An 18474-nucleotide genomic window follows, 5' to 3' on the forward strand; every position below is an offset into this window, starting at 1 on the left:
GCAGTACGCCGACCACCGAGAAGTAGTGGGCCATGTCGTCGGGGGTGAAGGCGATCACCACCACCGGGCCACGGACCTGGCCGCCCAGGTCGCGGCCGGCGGCGCGCAGGGCCGAGATCAGCCGCGAGACGCCGAACGAGAAGCCGGTGGCCGGAACCTGCTCGCCGGTGAAGCGGGCGACCAGGTCGTCATAGCGCCCGCCGCCGCCGATGGAACCGAAGCGGACGCCTCGGCCCTTCTCGTCCTTGGTCTTCAGCAGCAGCTCGGCCTCGAACACCGCGCCGGTATAGTATTCCAGGCCGCGCACGATGGATGGGTCGAAGGCCGCCCGCTCGACGCCCACGCCCAGGCTCTTGAGAGCCTGGTCGATCGCCGCCAGTTCGGCCAGGCCCGCGTCGCCCTCGGCCGAACCGCCGATGATGCCCGCGATCTGATCCAGGGTCTCGGTGCGGCCGCCCGCGCCGGCGGCGGTGAAGGCCAGGACGGCCTCGGCGCCGGCCGTGTTCAGGCCCGCGCCCTTGGTGAAGGCGCCGGACTCGTCCTTGCGACCTTCGCCGAGCAGCAGGCGCACGCCCTCCGGACCCAGGCGGTCGAGCTTGTCGACGGCGCGCAGCACGGCCAGCTTCTGGCCGTCGTCCTTGACGCCGGCCGTGGTCAGCAGGCCGTTCAGGAGCTTGCGGTTATTGATCTTGATGATCGCCGATCCGGTCGGCAGGCCGGCGGCCTCCAGGCCCTCGACCGCCATGGCGATGATCTCGGCGTCGGCCTCGGGCCGGGCCGAACCGACGGTGTCGGCGTCGCACTGGGTGAACTCGCGGAACCGGCCAGGGCCAGGCTTCTCGTTGCGCCAGACCGTGCCGAAGGCATAGCGGCGGAACGGCTTGGGCAAGCCCTCCTTGGTCTCAGCCACGAACCTCGCCAGCGGCGCGGTCAGGTCGTAGCGCAGAGCCATCCACTGCTCGTCGTCGTCCTGCAGCGCGAAGACGCCTTCATTGGGACGGTCGGCGTCGGGCAGGAACTTGCCGAGCGCGTCAGCATATTCGAAGGCGCCGGTGTCGAAGGCCTCGAACCCGTAGCGTTCGTAGACAGCGGAGACCTTGGCCAGGATCTGGCGCTCAGCAGCCAGGTCACGGGCGCGGCGATCATTGAAACCGCGCGGAGCGCGGGCCTCGGGGCGGGGTGCGTCGGTCATGCCGCTCGCCTACCGGCTCAGGCGCTGCGCGGCAAGGCGCAGGCTGCATGGAGAAAAGCTGGAGAAGTCCATCGTCGGGTTCCTTGAAGCGTAAGGTTCTACGGATGGAGCTGGTCAACACGAGCCCCATCCGCTGGTGCGGGGGCTCGGGCGAAGGTCGCTTTTAGGCCAAGCGATCCTGGGCCGATCCCGCAAGCGAGGTCGGATGGTGATGCCCGTGATGATGCGCGAAGCGTGTCATGACGCAGGCGCTATAGCGGGGAAATGTGAAGAACGCGAGTCAGCCGATCACGCTGGCTCCGCCGTTGGCGGCGATCACCTGGCCCTGGATGAAGGCGGCGTCCGGCGACAGCAGGTATTCGACTAGGGACGCGTAGTCGCTGTCGCGGCTGGCGCGGCCGGAGGGATTGGACCGGGCCGAGCGCTCGACGACGGCGGCGGCGGTCGCTTCCCCGCCAACCATGGCGGCGACGGAGGTGGTGTGCACCAGGCCCGGAGCGACAGCGTTGATCCGCACGCCGCGCGGCGCCAACTCGGCCACCAGATAGCGGATGATGGCTTCCGACATCGCCTTGCCGACGCCCAGGGCGCCATAGTTAGCCAGCGGAATGCGCGCCCCGCCGCTGGTGATGAAGACCACGCTTGAGCCCTCGCCCAGCAGGTTCTGCGCGGCGTGGACCAGATAGAGCAGCGACAACCCGTTGGTCTCCATGGCCTGGCGGAAGTGAACCAGGTCGGCCCCCAGCAGGGTGGTCGGATAGATCATCGCCGCGGAATGGACGATGTGGGCCAGGCCGTGGCCCTGAGCCTCGACCTCCGCGATCAGGGCGGCGGCGCCGTCAATGTCGCCGACGTCGCCACGCACGATCTCGACCGCCGCGCCGGTGGCGGCGATCTGCGCCTTGGCGGCCTGCGCCGCCGCTTCGTCGCTGTGATAGGCGAGCACGACCCGGCCGTGGATCGGGGCCAGGCGGCGGGCGATGACCAGGCCGATACCCTTGGTGCCGCCGGTGATCAGGATGCTCATGCCGACAGGGCCGGGGTCACGTAGTCCAGGTCGGCCAGGGCCGGGCTGGCCGCGGCGGCGTCGAAGCCGGCCATGATGCGGCTAAACCGCTGCTCGACCAGGCCGCGCATGTCGGGATGGGTGAAGATGTAGCGCTCATCGTTCTGGACGGCTTCCAGCACGCGGCGGCCGACGAACTCGGGGTCAATGCCGTTGTCGACATGGGACTGGCCGACCACGGAATTGTTCGGGACCGGACCGCCGTATTGCGACTGCCGGGTGCGGCCCGACTGGTTGATCTTGGTCTTGACAAAACCCGGGCAGAGCACGGCGACATTGATGTTATCGGGGGCGAGTTGCCCGGCCCAGCCCTCGGACATCCCGACCACGGCGTATTTGGTGGCGGTGTAGGGCTCCATGCCCGGCACCGAGATCATCCCGGCCATCGAGGCGGTGTTGACGAAGCAGCCGCCCTCTCCGTGCGCGCGGACATGGGGCGTGAACACCTCCATGCCGTATACGACGCCCATCAGGTTGACCGCCAAGATCCAGTCCCAGTCGCCGGGCTTCACCTGATCGATCGGACCGCCGGCCCCGACGCCGGCGTTGTTGCAAACCACATGGACCTTGCCGAAGGCCCCGAGGGTGGCCTCGGCGGCCGCGACCAGGGCGGCCCGGTCGGCGACGTCGCAGAGCACGCTGGCGGTCTTGATCTGGCGGGCCTCAAGCTCGGCGCGCGCGGCGGCCAGCGGGGCTTCCTCGATATCGGCCAGCATCACGTTCATGCCGGCGCCGCCGAAGGCGTGGGCCATGGCCAGGCCAAGGCCGCTGGCTCCGCCCGTGATGAAAGCAGTCTTTCCCGTCAGGTCGCGCATGGCGCTCCTCCCCCCGTTGTTCTTTTTTTGGACGGCTAGACCTTCAGGCGGGTCACCAGGCTCGTCGTGGAGGGATCATGCACGCCCGCCGCGCCGCCTTCCAGTTCCGATAGGATGGCGACGGCGAGAGTCTTGCCCAACTCCACGCCCCATTGGTCGAAGCTGTTAATCCCCCAGAGCACCCCCTCGACGAAGGTCTTGTGCTCATAGAGCGCGATCAGGGCGCCCAGCGCCCGGGGCGTCAGGCGCTCTAGCAGAATGAAGCTGGAGGGCCGGTTGCCGTGGAAGGTCTTTTGCGGGGCCAGTTCGTCGATCAGGGCCTGGGGCTGGCCGGCCAGTTCAGCGCGGACCGCGGCCTGCGATTTGCCAACCATAAGGGCCTCGGCCTGGGCGATCGCGTTGGCCAGCAGCTTGGCCTGGCTGGCGGGCTCGCCCTCGGCGGCGTGGGCCACGGCCAGGATGTCGACCGGGATGATGTCGGTCCCCTGGTGCATCAACTGGAAGAAGGCGTGCTGCACATTGGTGCCGGCGTCGCCGAACACCGTCGCCGCCGTGCCGCGCGTCACCGGGGCGCCGTGAGAATCGGTCTGCTTGCCGTTCGATTCCATCTCCAGCTGCTGCAGGAAGTTGGGCAGCAGCCGCAGACGCTGGGCGTAGGGCACCACCGCGCGGATCGGACGACCAAGGCCGTTGCGATTGTAGATGTGGGCCAGGGCCAACAGCACCGGGGCGTTGCGCGCCAGCGGGGCCCTCAGAAAATGCTCATCCATGGCCCGGCCGCCGGCCAGGAAATCCTCGAACACCTCGGCGCCCAACGCGATGGCGCAGGAGAGGCCGACCGCCGACCACACCGAATAGCGGCCGCCGACCCAGTCGCGGAAGCCGAACACCTGATCGGCCGGGACGCCAAAGGCCTGGGCCACGTCCGGCGCGGCCGACACCGCCAGCAGATGGGCGTCGCCGGCTTGCCCCAGGGCGGCCCGCAGCCAGGCGCGAGCGACCTGGGCGTTGGTGATGGTCTCCTGGGTGGTGAAGGTCTTGGAGACCACGACCACCAGGGTCTCGGCGGGGTCGAGCCCGGCCAGGGCCCAGGCCATGTCGGTCGGATCGACATTGGCGGCGAAGCGCAGCTCGATCGGCGGGTCGACCGGGCGCAGCGCCTCCCAGACCAGGCGCGGGCCGAAGTCGGAGCCGCCGATGCCGATGTGCACGATGGCGCGGAAGGTTTGGCCGGTGGCGCCGCGCTTGGCGCCCGAGCGCACGGCGCCGGCCAGGGCGGCGATGGCCGCACGAGTGGCGTCGATCTCGGCCGAAACTGGCTCGCCCTTGGCCTTGAGGTCGGCGCCCTTGGCCGCGCGCAGGGCGGTGTGCAGGGCGGCGCGATCCTCGGATGGATTGACCACCTCCCCGGCGAACAGCCGCCCGCGCGCCGCCTCGACGCCGCCGGCCCGCGCGAGGTCGAGGGCGATATCCAGGTCGGCCGACGACCAAGGTTGTTTCGACAGGTCCAGGAAAAGTTCGGGCGCCTCAAGCGTCAGCCGCGCCAGGCGGTCGGGCTCGGCGTCGAAGAGGCTGGCTATTGGGCGGTCGCGGGCTCCCTGGGCGGCGGTTTCCAGCTTGGTCCAGGCAGCGGCGAGGTCCGACATGCAGTTCCCTTCGATCAACGTCGCACAGCCTAGCGCATAGGCTACAGCCCGCTACCCACCATTGCAGGTCTTTGGCGCGCTTGGCGCGCGCGAGGCGTCAACGTCCGAAGAGGTAGCGAACGCTCAGGCTGGCGCTGAACTGGTCTCTTGAGCCCAGGCCGGCGACGATTGGACTATCGGCCGCATCGCCCGTCACGCGCCGATAGCCGCCAACGGTCTCGAGGCTCCAGCTGGGATTCACCTGATACTCGGCGCTCACGAGCGCGCCGGGAGACCACGAGGCGCCGGAGGGCGAGTAGGGCTGCAGGCCGAGCGGGCTGCGGGACGCCTCCAGCGGCGTGACCTCGAAATACTTGCGGGTGAACGCGGCGTCCCCCCATCCGAGCCGTGGGCCGGCCGTGAACATCCAGCGATCTGTACGGACGATGGCGTCGGCGCCGAAGTCGCCCACCCAGCTATCGTGTCCCCCGAAGCCATGCCGCGCCTCGGCGCGAAGGCGCATCCAGTCCGCGGCCCACCAATTGACGAAAACGCCGGCCTCGACGGTCCCGTCGATCTTGTCGAAGCCGCGAAGGTCTTTGTCGTTGTCGCGCGACGAGCGCCAGCGGCCGGCGAGGCCGGCGGTCAGCGGCCCCTTGCCGATCAGCCCAAGACTGACACCGTCGTCGGGAGCCCCGGACGGGGTGGGGGCCGCGTCACGCCGGGACAGGACCACGGCGCCGCTGAACCACGAGCGATAGTCGTCCGATCCGATGTAGTCGGGCGCGTAGCGGACGCCGGCGCGGACACTGTCGAGCGTCCAGCCGAACAATGCAGGGGCAGGAGCGGCCTCCTGCGCCACGGCCGACGACGCCGACATGATCGCGATGACGATGGACAGAGGCGCTGCGCCAACGACTTTTGAGCGGCGCAGAACGCCGTCGAGCTCTTGAATGCGCGTCGACAAGATATAGCCCCTTCAGCCCCGCTATTGAACGAAGAACGCGCACCCGCAATGTTCGGTTGCGCGGATCGACTGAAACACCCCGCGCTCGGGGACCAGAGGCCTCCTATGATCCGTACTTGATCGTGCAGCCGTAGGGCCGACTCACAGTGTTGGCGACGGGACGCCCGGCGCTCAGGTCGGCGAGCGCGGCGGCGACATAGTTCTTGGCGCCCTTGAGGCTGGCGGGATCGGCGCTCGGCTTGTCGTCGATGCCGCCCATATAGACCAGCGTACCGGCCGCGTTGACCACGTACATGTGCGGCGTGACCTTGGCTTGATAGGTGCGTCCGACCTGGCCCGCGGGATCGAGCAGCAGGGCCGTGGCGCCCGCACCGGTCGCCGTTCTCCAGGTCTTGGCTTCGCCCGGCGAGACGTAGCCCTGCTTGCCGGGCGCCGAGGAGATGAGGGTCAGCCAGACGACGCCGTCCTGGGTCGCGGCCTTCTGCAGGCCCTGCATATTGCCGGACTCGTAGTGCTTCTGGACATAGGGACAGCCGGCGTTGGTCCATTCCAGGACCACGGTCTGGCCCTTGAACTCAGCCAGGGAGCGGGTCTTGCCCGCGCCGTCCTTGATGGTGAAGGCCGGCGCCGGCTGGCCAATGGCGGGGGCGGCCAAAGCGGGCGCGGCCAATGCGAAGGTCAGGGCGGCGGCGAGCACGAAGGGTCGAGGGTCAAGCATGGACCAGGCTCCTTGGCGGATCAGCGGCCCTGGGCGTCCTTCAACGCACGGACGATCAGGCCCTCGGTCAGGATCTGCGGCAGGATAACGCCGTCCCCGCCCTTGGCGCCATAGATCAAATAGAGCGGCACGCCGGCCCGTCCATGCTTGGCGAGCTCGGCCTCGATCACCGCGTCCTTCAAGGTCCAGTCGGCCTTCAGATAGACCGCGCCGGTCTGCTTGAAGGCGTCGGCGACGCCCTGTGTGCTCAAGGCGACCTTTTCATTGACCTGGCAAGTGACGCACCAAGCGGCGGTGAAGTTGACGAATACCGGCTTGCCGGCCGCCTGCGCGGCGGCGAGCTTCTCCGGGCTGTAGGCTTCATAGGGCACGGCGGCGACGCCGCCGGCGCTGGCCACGGGGCCAGGCTGTGGCGCGCCATAGCTCGGCCAGATCGCGGCCACGGCGGCGGCCAGGACCAGCACCCCGCCGACGCTGGCCAGGACCAGCGGCCTTTCACCGGCCGCGCTGCGGCGCTGGGCGACGCCGAGCAGCCAGGCGGCCAGGGCCAGGATCACGGCGGCGGCGAAGATGCGGGCCAGGGCCGTCTCGCCGGCCTGGATGGTCAGCACCCAGACCAGCCAAGCGGCGGCCCCATACATCGGGAAGGCCAGCAGCTTCTTGAAGCCGTCCATCCACGGGCCGGGCTTGGGCAGCCGGGTCAGCAGGCCTGGCACGAAGGCGGCGAGCGCGAACGGGGCGGCGAAGCCGAGGCCCAGCGCCAGGAAGACGGTGATCGCGGCCGGCGCGCTCTGGGTCAGGGCCCAGCCGAGCGCCGGCGCCATGAACGGCGCGGTGCAGGGCGCGGCGACCACGACGGCGAGCGCCCCGGTGAAGAAAGCGCCAGCCATGCCGCGCTTGCCCGCCAGGCCGGTTCCGACGCCTTGCAGCGAGGAGCCGACCTCGAACACGCCCGAGAGGTTGAGCGCCACGGCCAGCATCAACAGGGCCAGGCCCGCCACCACCGGCGGCGATTGCAGTTGGAAGCCCCAGCCAACGGCCGCGCCGCCTGCGCGCACGGCGATCAGGGCGACGGCGAGCGCCAGGAAAGTCGCCAGCACGCCGGCGAGAAAGGCCAGCCCCTGGCCCTGGGCGGTGCGCCGGTCATGGGCGTGGCCGGCCAGCGAAGCGGCCTTCATCGCCAGGATCGGGAAGACGCAGGGCATCAGGTTGAGGATCAGGCCGCCGAGAAAGGCGAAGGCCGCGGCGAGCGGCAGGCCGAGCGCGCCGCCGCCTCCCCCTACGGCCTTCGAGGGAGGCGCACCAAGGCCTGAGGCTCCAGGCGGCGGCGTCCCGAGGCTGGCGCCGATCTCATAGGCCTTGCCGCCAATCGACAGCACCCCGGCCATGGACTTGGGCCCCTCGCCCTCCTGGAAGGCGTAGCCTGGCGTTAAGGTCAGGGTCAGGCCCTCGGGCCCGCGCTCGATCACCTGCGGCTTGGCGTGATCGATGACGGTGGAGTCGAACGGGAAAAAGTAGGCGTCAGAAACATCCGCGCCTTTCAGGCCCTCGCCGGTGACGGCCAGGACGATGCTGGTTCCTTGCTTGGCGAACACGCTGGCGAAATTGGCCGGGGTCGGGGCGTCCGACAGGGCCTTGGCCAACGGGCCGCTCCAGGCGGGATTGGGCTCGGCGAGCCCCTCGACGACCGGCAGCGACAAGGTCAGCACCGCGTCCTCGGGAACGCAGATCTCTTCACAAACCAGGAACGAGACGGCGGCCTTCAAGGTCACGGTCTCGCCCGGCTTGGCGCTGGCCGGGGCGGTGATCGGCACCGGCAGCAGCACCTCGCCCTGATAGCCATAATTCATCAACGGGCCAGTCGGCTGGCGGGTCGGGGCGGGCCAGACGATGTCGCCGGCGGTCCAGCCGGGCGGCAGGGTCCAGACGACGCTGGTCGCCTCGCCGCTGTCGCCGGAATTACGCCAATAGGTGTGCCAGCCCTTGTCGATTTTCTGACGCACGGCGACGTAGGTGGTGGCGCCCGGCGCGATCGACTGATCGCGGGCCACCAACTCGGCCACCAGATGACCGGTATCGACCGGCTCAGCCAGGGCGGGGGTCGCGACCAGCACGGCGCAGACCGCCACCAGTTTCGCGAAGAAGCGTCTCACATCCAAAGCCATGCCCGCTATATGGCCCGGTCTTGGCCCATCGCAAAGCTACGGCGACGTCGCGGGCGCTCTATCGCCCGACCGCGATCCAGCGGCGTGGCCATTTCCAGCCGAGAGCCCGAACCTCGCCCGGCTTCAGGGCCAGAGACTTGACGATCTGAGGCGTGAGTTCGCTGATCGCGTGGACCGGCTCCAAGCCCCCGACCGGGCTCACCGCCACACCGCCGATCAGCATGGCGCGGTCGATGGCGGTCCACTCGGCCTTGGCGCGGTCCTCATGGCCGACCGCGAAAAAATGGCGCAGGGGCTTAGGCTCGCCAGCCAGCTCCACCATCACCCCGATCATCCAACCGCTGCCCATCCAGGCTCCATAGCCCCTCTGATCGACCCCGACCCAGCACAAAAGCTCGACTTGTCACGCTTTGACGCGATGATCGGCGAATCAGCGTTTTTCCGGTGGAGTGCGTATCAAGTGCCCGCGTCGTTCGACGACATCGAAATGGGTCAGGTGGTCTCGCTCGGCGAGCTGCCGGTGGACCCTGCCGCCCTCGAGGCGTTCATCGCCGCCTTCGCGCCCGGTTGGCCGCTGGAGCGCGGCGCGCCCGACGCCATGATCTATGCGATGTGGTGCCGCCTGGACGCCGCCTCGGCGCTGGAATGGCCGCAGACCAAGCGCCTGGGCGTCGACGCCCTGCGCTGGGCCCGGAACCCGCCGGCCGGCGAGGTTCTGCGCGGCCGCATGACGGTGATGGGCAAGGACCCGGTCGGCGAAGGCAAGGGCATCGTCATCGCCCAGCACGACCTGCTCGACGAGGCCGGCCGGCTGGTCTTCTCCTGCCTGACCCGCAGCGTCTTCGCCCGCTAAGGCCGGGCGGCTCCATCACCTAAAGGTCGTCATGGCCGACCTCTGTGTCAGCCATCCACAAACGTCGCACGCGCGGGTTCGCCTGCAGCGCAGCCGGGCCGGGACAAGCCCGCCGATGACGAACGGAAACAAAAAACGGCGGACCCTCGCGGACCCGCCGTTTCGATGTCGTCCGATCGTCGCCTTAGGTTTAGGCGTTCGCGGCTTGCGGCGTTTGCTGCGAGCGCATCATGGCCAGGGCCAGAAGACGGTCCCAACCGGCCAGCGAGATCAGGTGGGCGAAGATCTGACCCAGGGCGCCGTTGTCGCGCAGCTCGGCGTACTTCTCGATCGGCAAGGCGTTGAGCTTGGTTTCCGACACGCCGAAGTACTCGGCGATCTTCTGCGTCTCGCCGGGGGTGCCGTCCGGGTTGGTCGGCACGAAGTTGGCGGTCTTGGTCTCGAACAGATCCAGGTCGGTCAGCAGTTGAACGAAGCTCTGGGTGCGCTGGCGCTCGGCCTCGTAGTCGTTGCAGAAATTGATGCAGTTCTGCGTGTACTCGGTCGGCTTGCCCTCGGCGTCGAAGAACGGCAGGTCGCCGCCTTCCACGATGAATTCAGCGGCGCGATCGATGCACAGGATCATTTGACCGGCGGCGCTGTCGTTGGCGTAGACGAACGGATAGCGGCGGATATAGGCCGGCACGTAGACGCCCGGCTCGAAGTAGCCGGCGTCAGTGAGGTACATGTTCTCACCAGCGTTCAGGCCCATCACCGCCAGCGGGATCTTTTCGTCGCCGACGAAGATGATCGGGCTCGAGAGCGCGGCGACGCCGAACTCGGTGACCGTCAGCGGGACGGCGTGGCCTTCCTTGGCGAACTTGAACGGTCCGTCCAGGCGCTTGACGCCCATGGTCTTGTGCAGGTCGACGGAAAGCGGTTCCGGCTTGGAGTAGAACAGCACGTTGCCGGAGATCTGGCCCGTGCCGGGCTGAGTTGCGGTCGCCATGAAATACCTTCGATGATCCTGGGCGCTTAATGTGTCTGCGCAGGCGAGCCGTGCTTTTGATTCTAGCCCGTCCAGCGAAGTCCGCGCTTCTACCCGATCGCGCGGGCGCCAGCAAACATACTCGCAGCCCGCTTGCCTCCGCCGGGCCGAACCGCTTCAATCCGCCTCATACTAGCAAGCCGCCAAGGCGACATACCGGAGGATATATTTTGGCTATCTTTTATCCTGACATTCTTGATCAGAAGACCGCGCCCCGCACATTCACCTATGGGGACAAAGACGTCATGCTGTACGCGCTGGGCGTCGGCATGGGCCAAGACCCGATGAACGAAACCGAGCTTCCGTTCGTCTACGAAAAGGGCCTGAAGGTCATTCCAACCGCCGCCACCGTGTTGGCCGGCAGCGGCCGCGCAAACAGCGGCCCCGCGCCGGTGATGCCCGAGGGCCACCGCCCCAGCCAGATCAACTTCCTGATGGTCGTCCATGGCGAGCAGAAGGTCGAACTGCACAAGCCGCTCACCGCTGGCGGAACCTACACCGCCCAGGGCCGCACGGCCGGAGCCTACGACAAGGGTGAGGGCAAGGGCGCGGTCATCATCAACGAAACCGTGTGGACCGACGAAAATGGCGAGAAGGTCGCCACCTTGACCGGCTCCACCTTCGCCCGCGGCGACGGCGGCTTCGGCGGCCCGTCGGAAGGCGCGCCTGAACCGCATGTGGTGCCGACCCGCGCGCCGGACATCTCGGTGGATTTCACCACCCGCGAGGACCAGGCCCTGCTCTATCGCCTGAACGGCGACCGCAACCCGCTGCACTCCGATCCCGACATCGCCCGCAAGGCCGGCTTCCCGCGCCCGATCCTGCACGGGCTGTGCACCTACGGCATCACCTGCCGCGCCGTGCTGCAGGCGATCACCGACTTTGATCCGGACCAGATCTATTCGCACCAGGCGCGGTTCTCGGCCCCGGTCTTCCCCGGCGACACCATCACCGTGGACCTCTGGAAAGACGGCAAGAACATCTCGTTCGAAGCCCGCGTGAAAGAGCGCAACGTCACGGTGATCAAGAACGGCCTGACTGTCCTGCGCTAAGCCCTAGGTGCTCCCCCTCTAGGGAGCTGTCGGCAAAGCCGACGGAGGGGACTTTGACTCTTTTCTGAGCTGAAGCCCCCTCCGTCTCGCCGCAACGCGACGAGCCACCTCCCCCAAACCGCGATGCGCGCTGGGGGAGGATCTGGCCGTTCCCTTCCCGCCGTCTCCTAGGCTACAGACGGCCCATGACCCGTAACTTCACCCTGATCGTCGGCGCCGTGTTCGCCGCCGGCCTGGCCGCGTGCGCCGCCACCACCACGCCGCAGGCCCCGGCGCTGGCTGACACGAGCAAGCCCGCCCCGCTCAACCCTCCGCCGACGGATCTCACCGGATATCTGGCGGCGGACGCGCTGGATGGCGCAGCCCTGCTGGGCCCGCCGCCCGCGCCGGCCAGCCTGCGCGGCCAGGCTGACCGGGCCTACTACGAAGAAACCCGCGCACTGGCTGGTAGCCCGCGCTGGAGCCAGGCGATCACCGACAACGACCTCTGGGGCGGCGGGGCGCTTAAGCAGTACGCCTGCAAGCTCGGCGTCTCGATAGACGAGCAGCAAACCCCGACCACCCTGCGCGTGCTGCATCGGATCGAACTCGATGTCCGCACCATCGGGACCCCGGCCAAGGATCTCTACAACCGCCCGCGCCCGTTGATCGGCGACGACAAGCCGATCTGCATTCCGCGCGAGGACTGGATGAAAACCAACGCCTCCTATCCATCCGGCCACTCGATGACCGGATGGGCCTGGGCGCTGATCCTGGCCGAGCTGGCCCCGGCCAAGGCCGACGCCATGCTGTCGATCGGCAAGTCGGTGGGCGACAGCCGCGCGATCTGCGGCGTCCACTACATCAGCGACATAGAGGCCGGCCGCACCCTGGCCGCCGCCATGGTCGCCAGGCTGCACGGCGATCCGCAATTCCAGCGCGACATCGCCAAGGCGCGCGGCGAGATGGCCAGGGCCAAGACCGCGCCCGCGGGCTGTTCCTAGCGCGCCATCCGGTAGACGACCGTCCGGCGCATCGGATCGCCAGCTTCAAAAGCGGGGTGATCGAAGTCGTGGGCGGCGTCGCGCCGCATGCCCAGCCGTTCCATCACCGCGCGTGAGCGGACGTTGATCTGCGCGGTGATGGCGGTGATCTCCTCCAGCCCCAAGCGCGTGAAGCCGTCGGCCAGCACCGCCCCCGCGGCCTCGCTGGCGTAGCCTTGCCCCCAAGCCGAGCGCGCCAGCCGCCATCCAATGTCAGTATAGGGCGTGAACGGGACCGACTCATGGCCCGGCATCAGCCCGCAACTGCCGACGAAGGCCCCGTCGGCGCGCCGCTCGATCACCATTCGGCACATGCCCAACTCGGCGAAGCTGGTGTCGGCCCGGACCTTGTAGGCTTCGACCTGTTGGCGGGTCAGAACGCCACCCAGCCATTGCATGACTTCAGGGTCAGCGCTCATCTGGGCGAAAGGCTCGAAGTCCTCGACGCGCCACAAGCGCAGGATCAGCCGCTCGGTCTCGATCATCGACGCGCCGCATAGACGACATGGCGCAGCAGCGGGTGATCCGCCGCCAGGCGCGGATGGTCGAAGTCGCGAGCCGGATCAGCCTTCATGCCGATGCGCCGCATCACCCCCTGAGACGCCAGATTGGTGTCGGCGGTGAAGGCCAGGATTTCGGGGACGTCCAGATTGGCCAGGCCCCAGCCCAAGGCGGCGGCGGCCGCCTCCGAGGCCAGCCCCTGGCGCCAGACCTCGGGGATCATCCGCCAGGCCATCTCGACCCCCGCACCAACTGGCAGGTCGCCCTCCGCGATCGGGTCCAGGCCGCAGAGGCCGATGATCTTGTCGTCGGTCTTCCGCGCCACGCCCCAAAGGCCGTAGCCGTGGGCCGTGATGTGGGCGTTCAGCCGGTCCATCATGACGTCGCTCTGGGCGCGGTCCTTGACGTTGGCCACCCAGTAGCCGACCCGCGGGTCGCCGGTCAGCGCAGCGAAAGCGTCGCTGTCTTCCTCGCGGTAGGCGCGAAGGACAAGTCGTTCAGTTTCGATCATGCAACGACGTTACATGATCTACGGCTGGTTGAGCTAGACCGGACGCGGACCGGCCAGGGCGCCGTAAAGGTCGGTGCGACGGTCACGGAAGAAGCCCCAGGCCGCGCGGTGCGTCGCCAGGAAGTCGAGATCGAAGCTGGCCTGGACGATGCCCTCTTCCGAACCCAGTTCGGAGACCAGGTCTCCGCGATGGTCGGCGATGAAGGACGAGCCGTAGAACGCCTGGCCGCCGGTCGGATAGTCCGCCCACGGTTCGAACCCGATGCGGTTCGCGCCGACCACCGGAATAACGTTGGAGACCGCGTGGCCCTGCATGGCCCGGCGCCACGGCAAGGCGGTGTCCAGGGTCGGGTCGTGCGGTTCCGAGCCGATGGCGGTCGGATAGAGCAGGATCTCGGCGCCCAGCAGCGCCATGGCGCGGGCGCACTCCGGGTACCACTGGTCCCAGCAGATCCCAACGCCGATCTTGCCGAAGCGGGTGTCCCAGACCTTGAAGCCGGTATCGCCGGGCCGGAAATAATACTTCTCCTGGTAGCCGGGGCCGTCCGGGATGTGGCTTTTGCGATAGACGCCCATCAGCGAGCCGTCGGCGTCGATCATCACCAGGCTGTTGAAGTAGTGCGGGCCTTCGCGCTCGAAGATCGAGACCGGGATCACGACGCCCAATTCAGCCGCCAGCGGCGCCAGCGCGGTCACGCACGGATGTTCGCGCCAGGGATAGGCGCCGGCGAACCAATGCTCTTCCTGGGTGACGCAGAAGTACGGCCCCTGGAACAGCTCGGACGGCAAGATCACCTGCGCGCCCTTGGCGGCGGCCTCACGGATGAAGGCCTTCGTCTTCTCAATGTTGGCCGCCAGGTCCATGCCGTAGGAGGTCTGGATCGCGGCGACGTTGATCGTGCGGGCCATCAGACGGGCTCCTGCTGGGTGATGCAGTGGAACGACCCGCCGCCGGTCAGGATCGCCATCGACGGCAGACCGATCACCGCGCGGTCGGGGAACAGGCTCTGCAGGCCCTGCAACGCCAGATCGGCGGCCTGGCCCTCGCCATAGGTCGGCATGATCACCGCGCCGTTGGCGATGATGAAGTTCATATGGCTGGCTGGCGAGGCGCGGCCGTCGTGGCCTTCGATCCAGCCGGGCGACGGGATGCGCATCACTTGCAGAGGGCGGCCGTCGGCGTCGGTGGAGGCCGACAGACGCTTGGCGGCGTCGTCATAGGCCGCGCCGTTGACGTCGCCGCGCCCAAAGGCGACCGGGCAGACAACGACGCCGGGCGCGACGAACCGGGCCAGGTTGTCGACGTGGCCGTCGGTGTGGTCGTTGGCCAGGCCCTCGCCCAGCCAGATCACCTTGCGCGCGCCCAGCGCGTCCGTGAACGCCGCCTCGGCCAGGGCTTGCGTCCAGCCAGGATTGCGGTTGGGGTTCAGCACGCATTGACCGGTGGTCAGGATGGTGCCGATCCCGTCGTGATCGACCGCGCCGCCCTCGAGGATAAAGTCTTGGGCCGCCAGCGGGACGCCTGAGGCCTCCGCGATCTGGGCGGCGACCTCGTCGTCGAATTCCATGTCGTACTTGCCGCCCCAGCCGTTGAAGCGGAAGCCGCGCGCGCTCTGGCCGCCCGGCGTCTGGGCGAAGATCGGGCCGGTGTCTCGCAGCCAGACGTCGCCGAAGCGGCCGGGCACGATCTCGATCCCGGCGACATCGCCGACCAGCCGGCGGGCCATGGCTTCGCCACCCGAGGTTCCGGTCATCAGGCGCACGTTCTCGCGGCCCGGACCGGCCAGGGCGCGGGCCAGGGCGGCCACCTCGACCTGGGCCTGGGCGAGTTCGTCTTCCCACACGCCTTCGGCATGGCTGGGGAAGCCGAGCCACATGGCGCGGTGCGGAGCCCACTCGGCGGGAACGAGAACGGTCATGACCTACCTTAACCTATTGAACGCGCGCAGATGGGCGGAGCAGCGCCGCCCGTCAAGCATCACCACGAAAAAGGGCGGCCGCATCGCTGCGGCCGCCCCAGATCGTTCAGAGCCGTGAGGCCTAGAACTCGGTGTGCAGGGTCAGCACCACCGCGCGGGGATAGCCCGGTTGGAACTGACCATTGCCGTCAGTGTTGGTCGAGATGTCGGCGAGGTAGCGCTCGTCGAAGAGGTTGCGAACGTTCACCTGCACATAGGTGCTCTTCAGAACGTCGAACTTGTAGCGCACGTCGAGATCCCAGAGCGCGTAGCCGGGGGCCTTTTCGGTGTTGGTCAGGTTGGACCAACGCTCGCCGACGAACTTGCCCTGGACGCCGACCTTGAGCGCATCGGTGATGTCCCAGTCGACGCGCACGGCGCCTTGCAGCTTCGGAATCTCGTAGAGCTCCTTGCCCTTGGTCTGCAGGACCTTGCCGTCGCCGTTCGGGAAGTTCGATTGGATTTCGGAGTCGACGTACGACAGCGAGGCGTAGGTGCTCAGATAGGTTTGCGGCTTCCAACCGATCTGGCCGTCGAGGCCCTGCAGCACGACCTTGCCGACGTTGACCGAATAGAAGATCTGCGCGGCTTCGTCGAACTGACGCTCAATGCGGTTGTCGAAGTTGTTGTGGAAGGCCGCCAGCGAGGCGATGACGGTCGGGGTGCTGTAGCGCCAGCCGATATCGAACGACTTGGAGGTTTCCGGATCCGGATCGACCAGGTTGCGGTCGTACAGGTCATCGGTACGCGGAACCGAGATGGTCTCGGCGTAGCTGGCGTAGATCGACATGTCGTTGTCGAAGTCATAGCTGATCCCGACGTTCGGCAGCACCTTGTCATACTTGCGTTCGAACTTGCGCGGCTGGCCGAAGTAGGCGCTGGGCGTCGCGGTCGGTCCGTAGATCGCGCGGAATTGCGCGAGCTGAGCGGCGTTCAACGACGTCGTCGAGGCGCCCCCGGTCTGCGAGGCGTTGTTGGTCGGGAAGACCACGAAGGGCGTGCCCGAGCCATCGTTTGTCCCGGTGACAACGAAGCCCTGCTGCGTGGTGCAGTAGGCGTTAAAGGTGTCGCGCATGTAGCAGAACTGGTTCAGCTCACGCTTGAAGAACGGCATGCGCAGGCCGGCGTTGACCAGCAGCTTGTCGTCCACGAAACGACCACGATAGTCGATGGCGAACTGGTTCAGGGTCGCCAAGGACAGACGGTCGCGACGGCGCAGGATGCTGCCGTCCGGCAGGTCGATGGCCTGGCCGTAGCCGTCCTTGCCGCCGAACACGTCCGTCGGGAAGCCCTTGGCGTCGAAGTAGGTGCCTTGGCCGGTCTGGCGGTGACGCGCGTAGTCATAGGTATAGGCCGCGCGCAGGCTCTGGCTGTCGCTGAACTTCCAGATCAGCGACGAGTTCACGCCGTAGCGGCGGGTGTTCGTCGTGTTCGGCCAGTAGATGAGCACGCGGTCGAGGGTGTCGCCGTCGCCGTTCAAGTCACGCGGACCACGGAACTGAGGATCGGTCTCCGAGAAGATCGTCCGGCCTCCGCCATTGGCGATGGTATACTGGAACGATGGGTCGAAGGTGAAGATCAGGTTGTCGGTCAGGTGGAACAGGCTCTGGCCGCGCAGGTTGCCGGTGTTCGAGGGGTTGATGTTGTTCCCGTAGAACTGTGCGCAGCTGGCGGTGAAGCCGGTGGCCGAGGTTGCTTCGTTCTGGACCGTGCCGTTGACCGGGGTCGGACGCACGCAGGTCGCGTCATAGTGCAGCGACGTGTCGGGCAGATTGCCGGTGGTCACGCCGTTCTGGTTGAACTGAGCCAGCGTGATACGGCGGATGAAGTTGTTGCGGTTTTCGTTGTAGTTGGCGGTCAGGCTGACGAAGTCGCCGCGGTCGCCGATGTCCTGCCAGACCCGCGCGTTGAAGGCCGTCTTCTCGATCTTGCCCGGCGCGTCGAAGATGTCGTTGCGCGTATAGAGGCCGCTAATCCAGGCCTTGGTGCCCCAGGGGCCGACCCGACCGGTTTCGAACGTGCCGTAGTAGCGCTGAAAGTTTTCGCTGCCGAACCCGAGTTCGAACCGGCCGCCCAGCTCGTCCTGCGGCTTACGGGTGATGTAGTTGATGGTGCCGCCGGCCGCCGCGGCCGTCGGGCTGTCGACATCGGTGGTGCCGAGGTTGACCTCGACGCGCTCGATCAGGTCCGATTCGAGTTGCTGGTTCGGATAGACCGCGTAGTTGCCGCTGTCGTTCAGCGGAATGCCGTCCTGGATCAGCGCCAACCGCTGCGAGTCGAAGCCGCGCAGCGTGATGTCGCCGCCGGCCGAGCCGAAGGCGTCGTTGGCGGTGAAGTTCACGCCCGGCAGCAGGTTGATTTGGTCAAGGACCGTAGCGCCTGGCGTTTGGGTGGAGAGGAACTCCTTCGTCACGGACGACCGCGACTTGGGTTCCGATTCGGCGACGATCGCGCCGCGCAGATCCACCGGACCGCGCGAACCGGTGACGACCAGTTCTTCGACGGCGGCGGTGCCGCTGGATTGCGCCAGGGCGACGCTGCTGATCAGCAGGCCGCTGGCCAAGGCCGTGGTCGCGCATAGGGCGCGAGCAAGCATTTTGTTCATGTGAGATCCCCTCATTCGTCGAGCAAGGAGGGACAGGCTCCCCAGCCTTCGCTCCAAACTTGAGGGCGCTATAGCTCGGAAAATTCGCCTTTGGGTGACGGATTCGTGACGTGTGATCCCCTTGACGTAACAGCAGCTCAATAAGCTGGCGCCTGTCGCTTTACAGACACGCTCCGCCGAGCGAGTTTCCGCGCGAGACCGGAGACGCCCTTGCCCCGCAACAGACTGTCCGATCACGGATTCGACGACCATTGGCGCGCGGTTCTGCTGATCACCGTCGCCCTGACGGTCGTGCGGCTGGTCACGCTGTTCGCTTCGCCGCTCGAGCTGTATACGGACGAGGCCCAGTACTGGCTTTGGTCGCGTAATCTCGACTGGGGCTACTACTCCAAGCCGC

General features: G+C 67.6%; 18 protein-coding genes. 4 read left to right on the top strand and 14 right to left on the bottom strand.

From position 1 onward, the window contains the following. The 8 genes from hisS to Q7T84_RS11750 all read right to left on the bottom strand — a co-directional run. Window positions 1-1192: histidine--tRNA ligase (gene hisS, locus Q7T84_RS11715; protein ID WP_304808980.1), on the bottom strand; the 1192-nt coding region annotated here is incomplete at its 3' end. Window positions 1193-1472: 280 nt separating this feature from the next. After that, on the bottom strand, window positions 1473-2219 hold the full coding sequence (locus tag Q7T84_RS11720; RefSeq protein ID WP_304808982.1) for an SDR family oxidoreductase: 747 nt from the start codon (window positions 2217-2219) through the stop codon (window positions 1473-1475). Then, window positions 2216-3073: an SDR family NAD(P)-dependent oxidoreductase gene (locus Q7T84_RS11725; RefSeq protein ID WP_304808985.1), complete on the bottom strand. Its 858-nt coding sequence runs from the start codon at window positions 3071-3073 to the stop codon at window positions 2216-2218. Before Q7T84_RS11725 ends, Q7T84_RS11720 begins: the two co-directional genes overlap by 4 nt. A gap of 35 nt (window positions 3074-3108) precedes the next feature. Then, entirely contained in the window at window positions 3109-4719 is a 1611-nt protein-coding gene (gene pgi, locus Q7T84_RS11730) for a glucose-6-phosphate isomerase (RefSeq protein ID WP_304808987.1), read from the bottom strand. Between the two features lie 97 nt (window positions 4720-4816). Next, on the bottom strand, window positions 4817-5665 hold the full coding sequence (locus tag Q7T84_RS11735) for a MipA/OmpV family protein (RefSeq protein WP_304808989.1): 849 nt from the start codon (window positions 5663-5665) through the stop codon (window positions 4817-4819). Between the two features lie 103 nt (window positions 5666-5768). Next, window positions 5769-6383: a redoxin domain-containing protein gene (locus tag Q7T84_RS11740; RefSeq protein WP_304808991.1), complete on the bottom strand. Its 615-nt coding sequence runs from the start codon at window positions 6381-6383 to the stop codon at window positions 5769-5771. 20 nt (window positions 6384-6403) lie between these two features. After that, entirely contained in the window at window positions 6404-8536 is a 2133-nt protein-coding gene (locus tag Q7T84_RS11745) for a protein-disulfide reductase DsbD family protein (protein WP_370653653.1), read from the bottom strand. Window positions 8537-8606: 70 nt separating this feature from the next. Continuing rightward, on the bottom strand, window positions 8607-8897 hold the full coding sequence (locus Q7T84_RS11750) for a hypothetical protein (RefSeq protein ID WP_304808996.1): 291 nt from the start codon (window positions 8895-8897) through the stop codon (window positions 8607-8609). Between the two features lie 111 nt (window positions 8898-9008). Here Q7T84_RS11750 and Q7T84_RS11755 point away from each other — a divergent pair, with 111 nt between their 5' ends. Continuing rightward, window positions 9009-9401: a hypothetical protein gene (locus Q7T84_RS11755; protein ID WP_056736285.1), complete on the top strand. Its 393-nt coding sequence runs from the start codon at window positions 9009-9011 to the stop codon at window positions 9399-9401. A gap of 190 nt (window positions 9402-9591) precedes the next feature. On the opposite strand, the gene Q7T84_RS11760 is transcribed toward Q7T84_RS11755, so the two are convergent. Beyond that, window positions 9592-10389, bottom strand: coding sequence for a SapC family protein (locus Q7T84_RS11760; protein WP_304808999.1), 798 nt, complete (start codon window positions 10387-10389; stop codon window positions 9592-9594). Window positions 10390-10598: 209 nt separating this feature from the next. Here Q7T84_RS11760 and Q7T84_RS11765 point away from each other — a divergent pair, with 209 nt between their 5' ends. Together Q7T84_RS11765 and Q7T84_RS11770 are read left to right on the top strand one after the other, a co-directional pair. After that, entirely contained in the window at window positions 10599-11480 is an 882-nt protein-coding gene (locus Q7T84_RS11765; RefSeq protein ID WP_304809001.1) for a MaoC/PaaZ C-terminal domain-containing protein, read from the top strand. A 185-nt stretch (window positions 11481-11665) separates the two neighbouring features. Next, window positions 11666-12463: a phosphatase PAP2 family protein gene (locus tag Q7T84_RS11770; RefSeq protein WP_304809004.1), complete on the top strand. Its 798-nt coding sequence runs from the start codon at window positions 11666-11668 to the stop codon at window positions 12461-12463. On the opposite strand, the gene Q7T84_RS11775 is transcribed toward Q7T84_RS11770, so the two are convergent. From Q7T84_RS11775 to Q7T84_RS11795, 5 genes are all read right to left on the bottom strand, one after another. Beyond that, the gene (locus Q7T84_RS11775) at window positions 12460-12987 is read right to left on the bottom strand and encodes a GNAT family N-acetyltransferase (protein WP_304809007.1); all 528 of its coding nucleotides are present in this window, start codon (window positions 12985-12987) and stop codon (window positions 12460-12462) included. The two genes, Q7T84_RS11770 and Q7T84_RS11775, sit on opposite strands and share 4 nt — an antisense overlap. Then, on the bottom strand, window positions 12984-13514 hold the full coding sequence (locus Q7T84_RS11780) for a GNAT family N-acetyltransferase (RefSeq protein WP_304809009.1): 531 nt from the start codon (window positions 13512-13514) through the stop codon (window positions 12984-12986). The genes Q7T84_RS11775 and Q7T84_RS11780 overlap by 4 nt, the downstream gene beginning before the upstream one ends. 33 nt (window positions 13515-13547) lie before the next feature. Further along, window positions 13548-14423, bottom strand: coding sequence for an N-carbamoylputrescine amidase (gene aguB / locus Q7T84_RS11785; protein WP_304809010.1), 876 nt, complete (start codon window positions 14421-14423; stop codon window positions 13548-13550). Beyond that, entirely contained in the window at window positions 14423-15433 is a 1011-nt protein-coding gene (locus tag Q7T84_RS11790) for an agmatine deiminase family protein (RefSeq protein ID WP_304809012.1), read from the bottom strand. Before Q7T84_RS11790 ends, aguB begins: the two co-directional genes overlap by 1 nt. Window positions 15434-15554: 121 nt before the next feature. Further along, window positions 15555-18077, bottom strand: a complete 2523-nt coding sequence (locus Q7T84_RS11795) for a TonB-dependent receptor (RefSeq protein WP_304809014.1) — start codon at window positions 18075-18077, stop codon at window positions 15555-15557. 225 nt (window positions 18078-18302) lie between these two features. Here Q7T84_RS11795 and Q7T84_RS11800 point away from each other — a divergent pair. After that, window positions 18303-18474, top strand: a 172-nt coding sequence (locus Q7T84_RS11800; protein WP_370653654.1) for a hypothetical protein, incomplete at its 3' end; no start/stop codon positions are given.

Origin of the sequence: Phenylobacterium sp., assembly GCF_030654915.1 — a bacterium.
In the GTDB taxonomy this organism is placed as follows: domain Bacteria; phylum Pseudomonadota; class Alphaproteobacteria; order Caulobacterales; family Caulobacteraceae; genus Phenylobacterium.

What these genes read in the sequence shown, in the direction of transcription:
- Q7T84_RS11720 (WP_304808982.1), bottom strand. Translation starts at nt 2,219, where the DNA reads ATGAGCATCCTGATCACCGGCGGCACCAAGGGTATCGGCCTGGTCATC.
- Q7T84_RS11725 (WP_304808985.1), bottom strand. Translation starts at nt 3,073, where the DNA reads ATGCGCGACCTGACGGGAAAGACTGCTTTCATCACGGGCGGAGCCAGC.
- pgi (WP_304808987.1), bottom strand. Translation starts at nt 4,719, where the DNA reads ATGTCGGACCTCGCCGCTGCCTGGACCAAGCTGGAAACCGCCGCCCAG.
- Q7T84_RS11740 (WP_304808991.1), bottom strand. Translation starts at nt 6,383, where the DNA reads ATGCTTGACCCTCGACCCTTCGTGCTCGCCGCCGCCCTGACCTTCGCA.
- Q7T84_RS11750 (WP_304808996.1), bottom strand. Translation starts at nt 8,897, where the DNA reads ATGGGCAGCGGTTGGATGATCGGGGTGATGGTGGAGCTGGCTGGCGAG.
- Q7T84_RS11760 (WP_304808999.1), bottom strand. Translation starts at nt 10,389, where the DNA reads ATGGCGACCGCAACTCAGCCCGGCACGGGCCAGATCTCCGGCAACGTG.
- Q7T84_RS11770 (WP_304809004.1), top strand. Translation starts at nt 11,666, where the DNA reads ATGACCCGTAACTTCACCCTGATCGTCGGCGCCGTGTTCGCCGCCGGC.
- Q7T84_RS11775 (WP_304809007.1), bottom strand. Translation starts at nt 12,987, where the DNA reads ATGATCGAGACCGAGCGGCTGATCCTGCGCTTGTGGCGCGTCGAGGAC.
- Q7T84_RS11780 (WP_304809009.1), bottom strand. Translation starts at nt 13,514, where the DNA reads ATGATCGAAACTGAACGACTTGTCCTTCGCGCCTACCGCGAGGAAGAC.
- aguB (WP_304809010.1), bottom strand. Translation starts at nt 14,423, where the DNA reads ATGGCCCGCACGATCAACGTCGCCGCGATCCAGACCTCCTACGGCATG.
- Q7T84_RS11790 (WP_304809012.1), bottom strand. Translation starts at nt 15,433, where the DNA reads ATGACCGTTCTCGTTCCCGCCGAGTGGGCTCCGCACCGCGCCATGTGG.
- Q7T84_RS11795 (WP_304809014.1), bottom strand. Translation starts at nt 18,077, where the DNA reads ATGAACAAAATGCTTGCTCGCGCCCTATGCGCGACCACGGCCTTGGCC.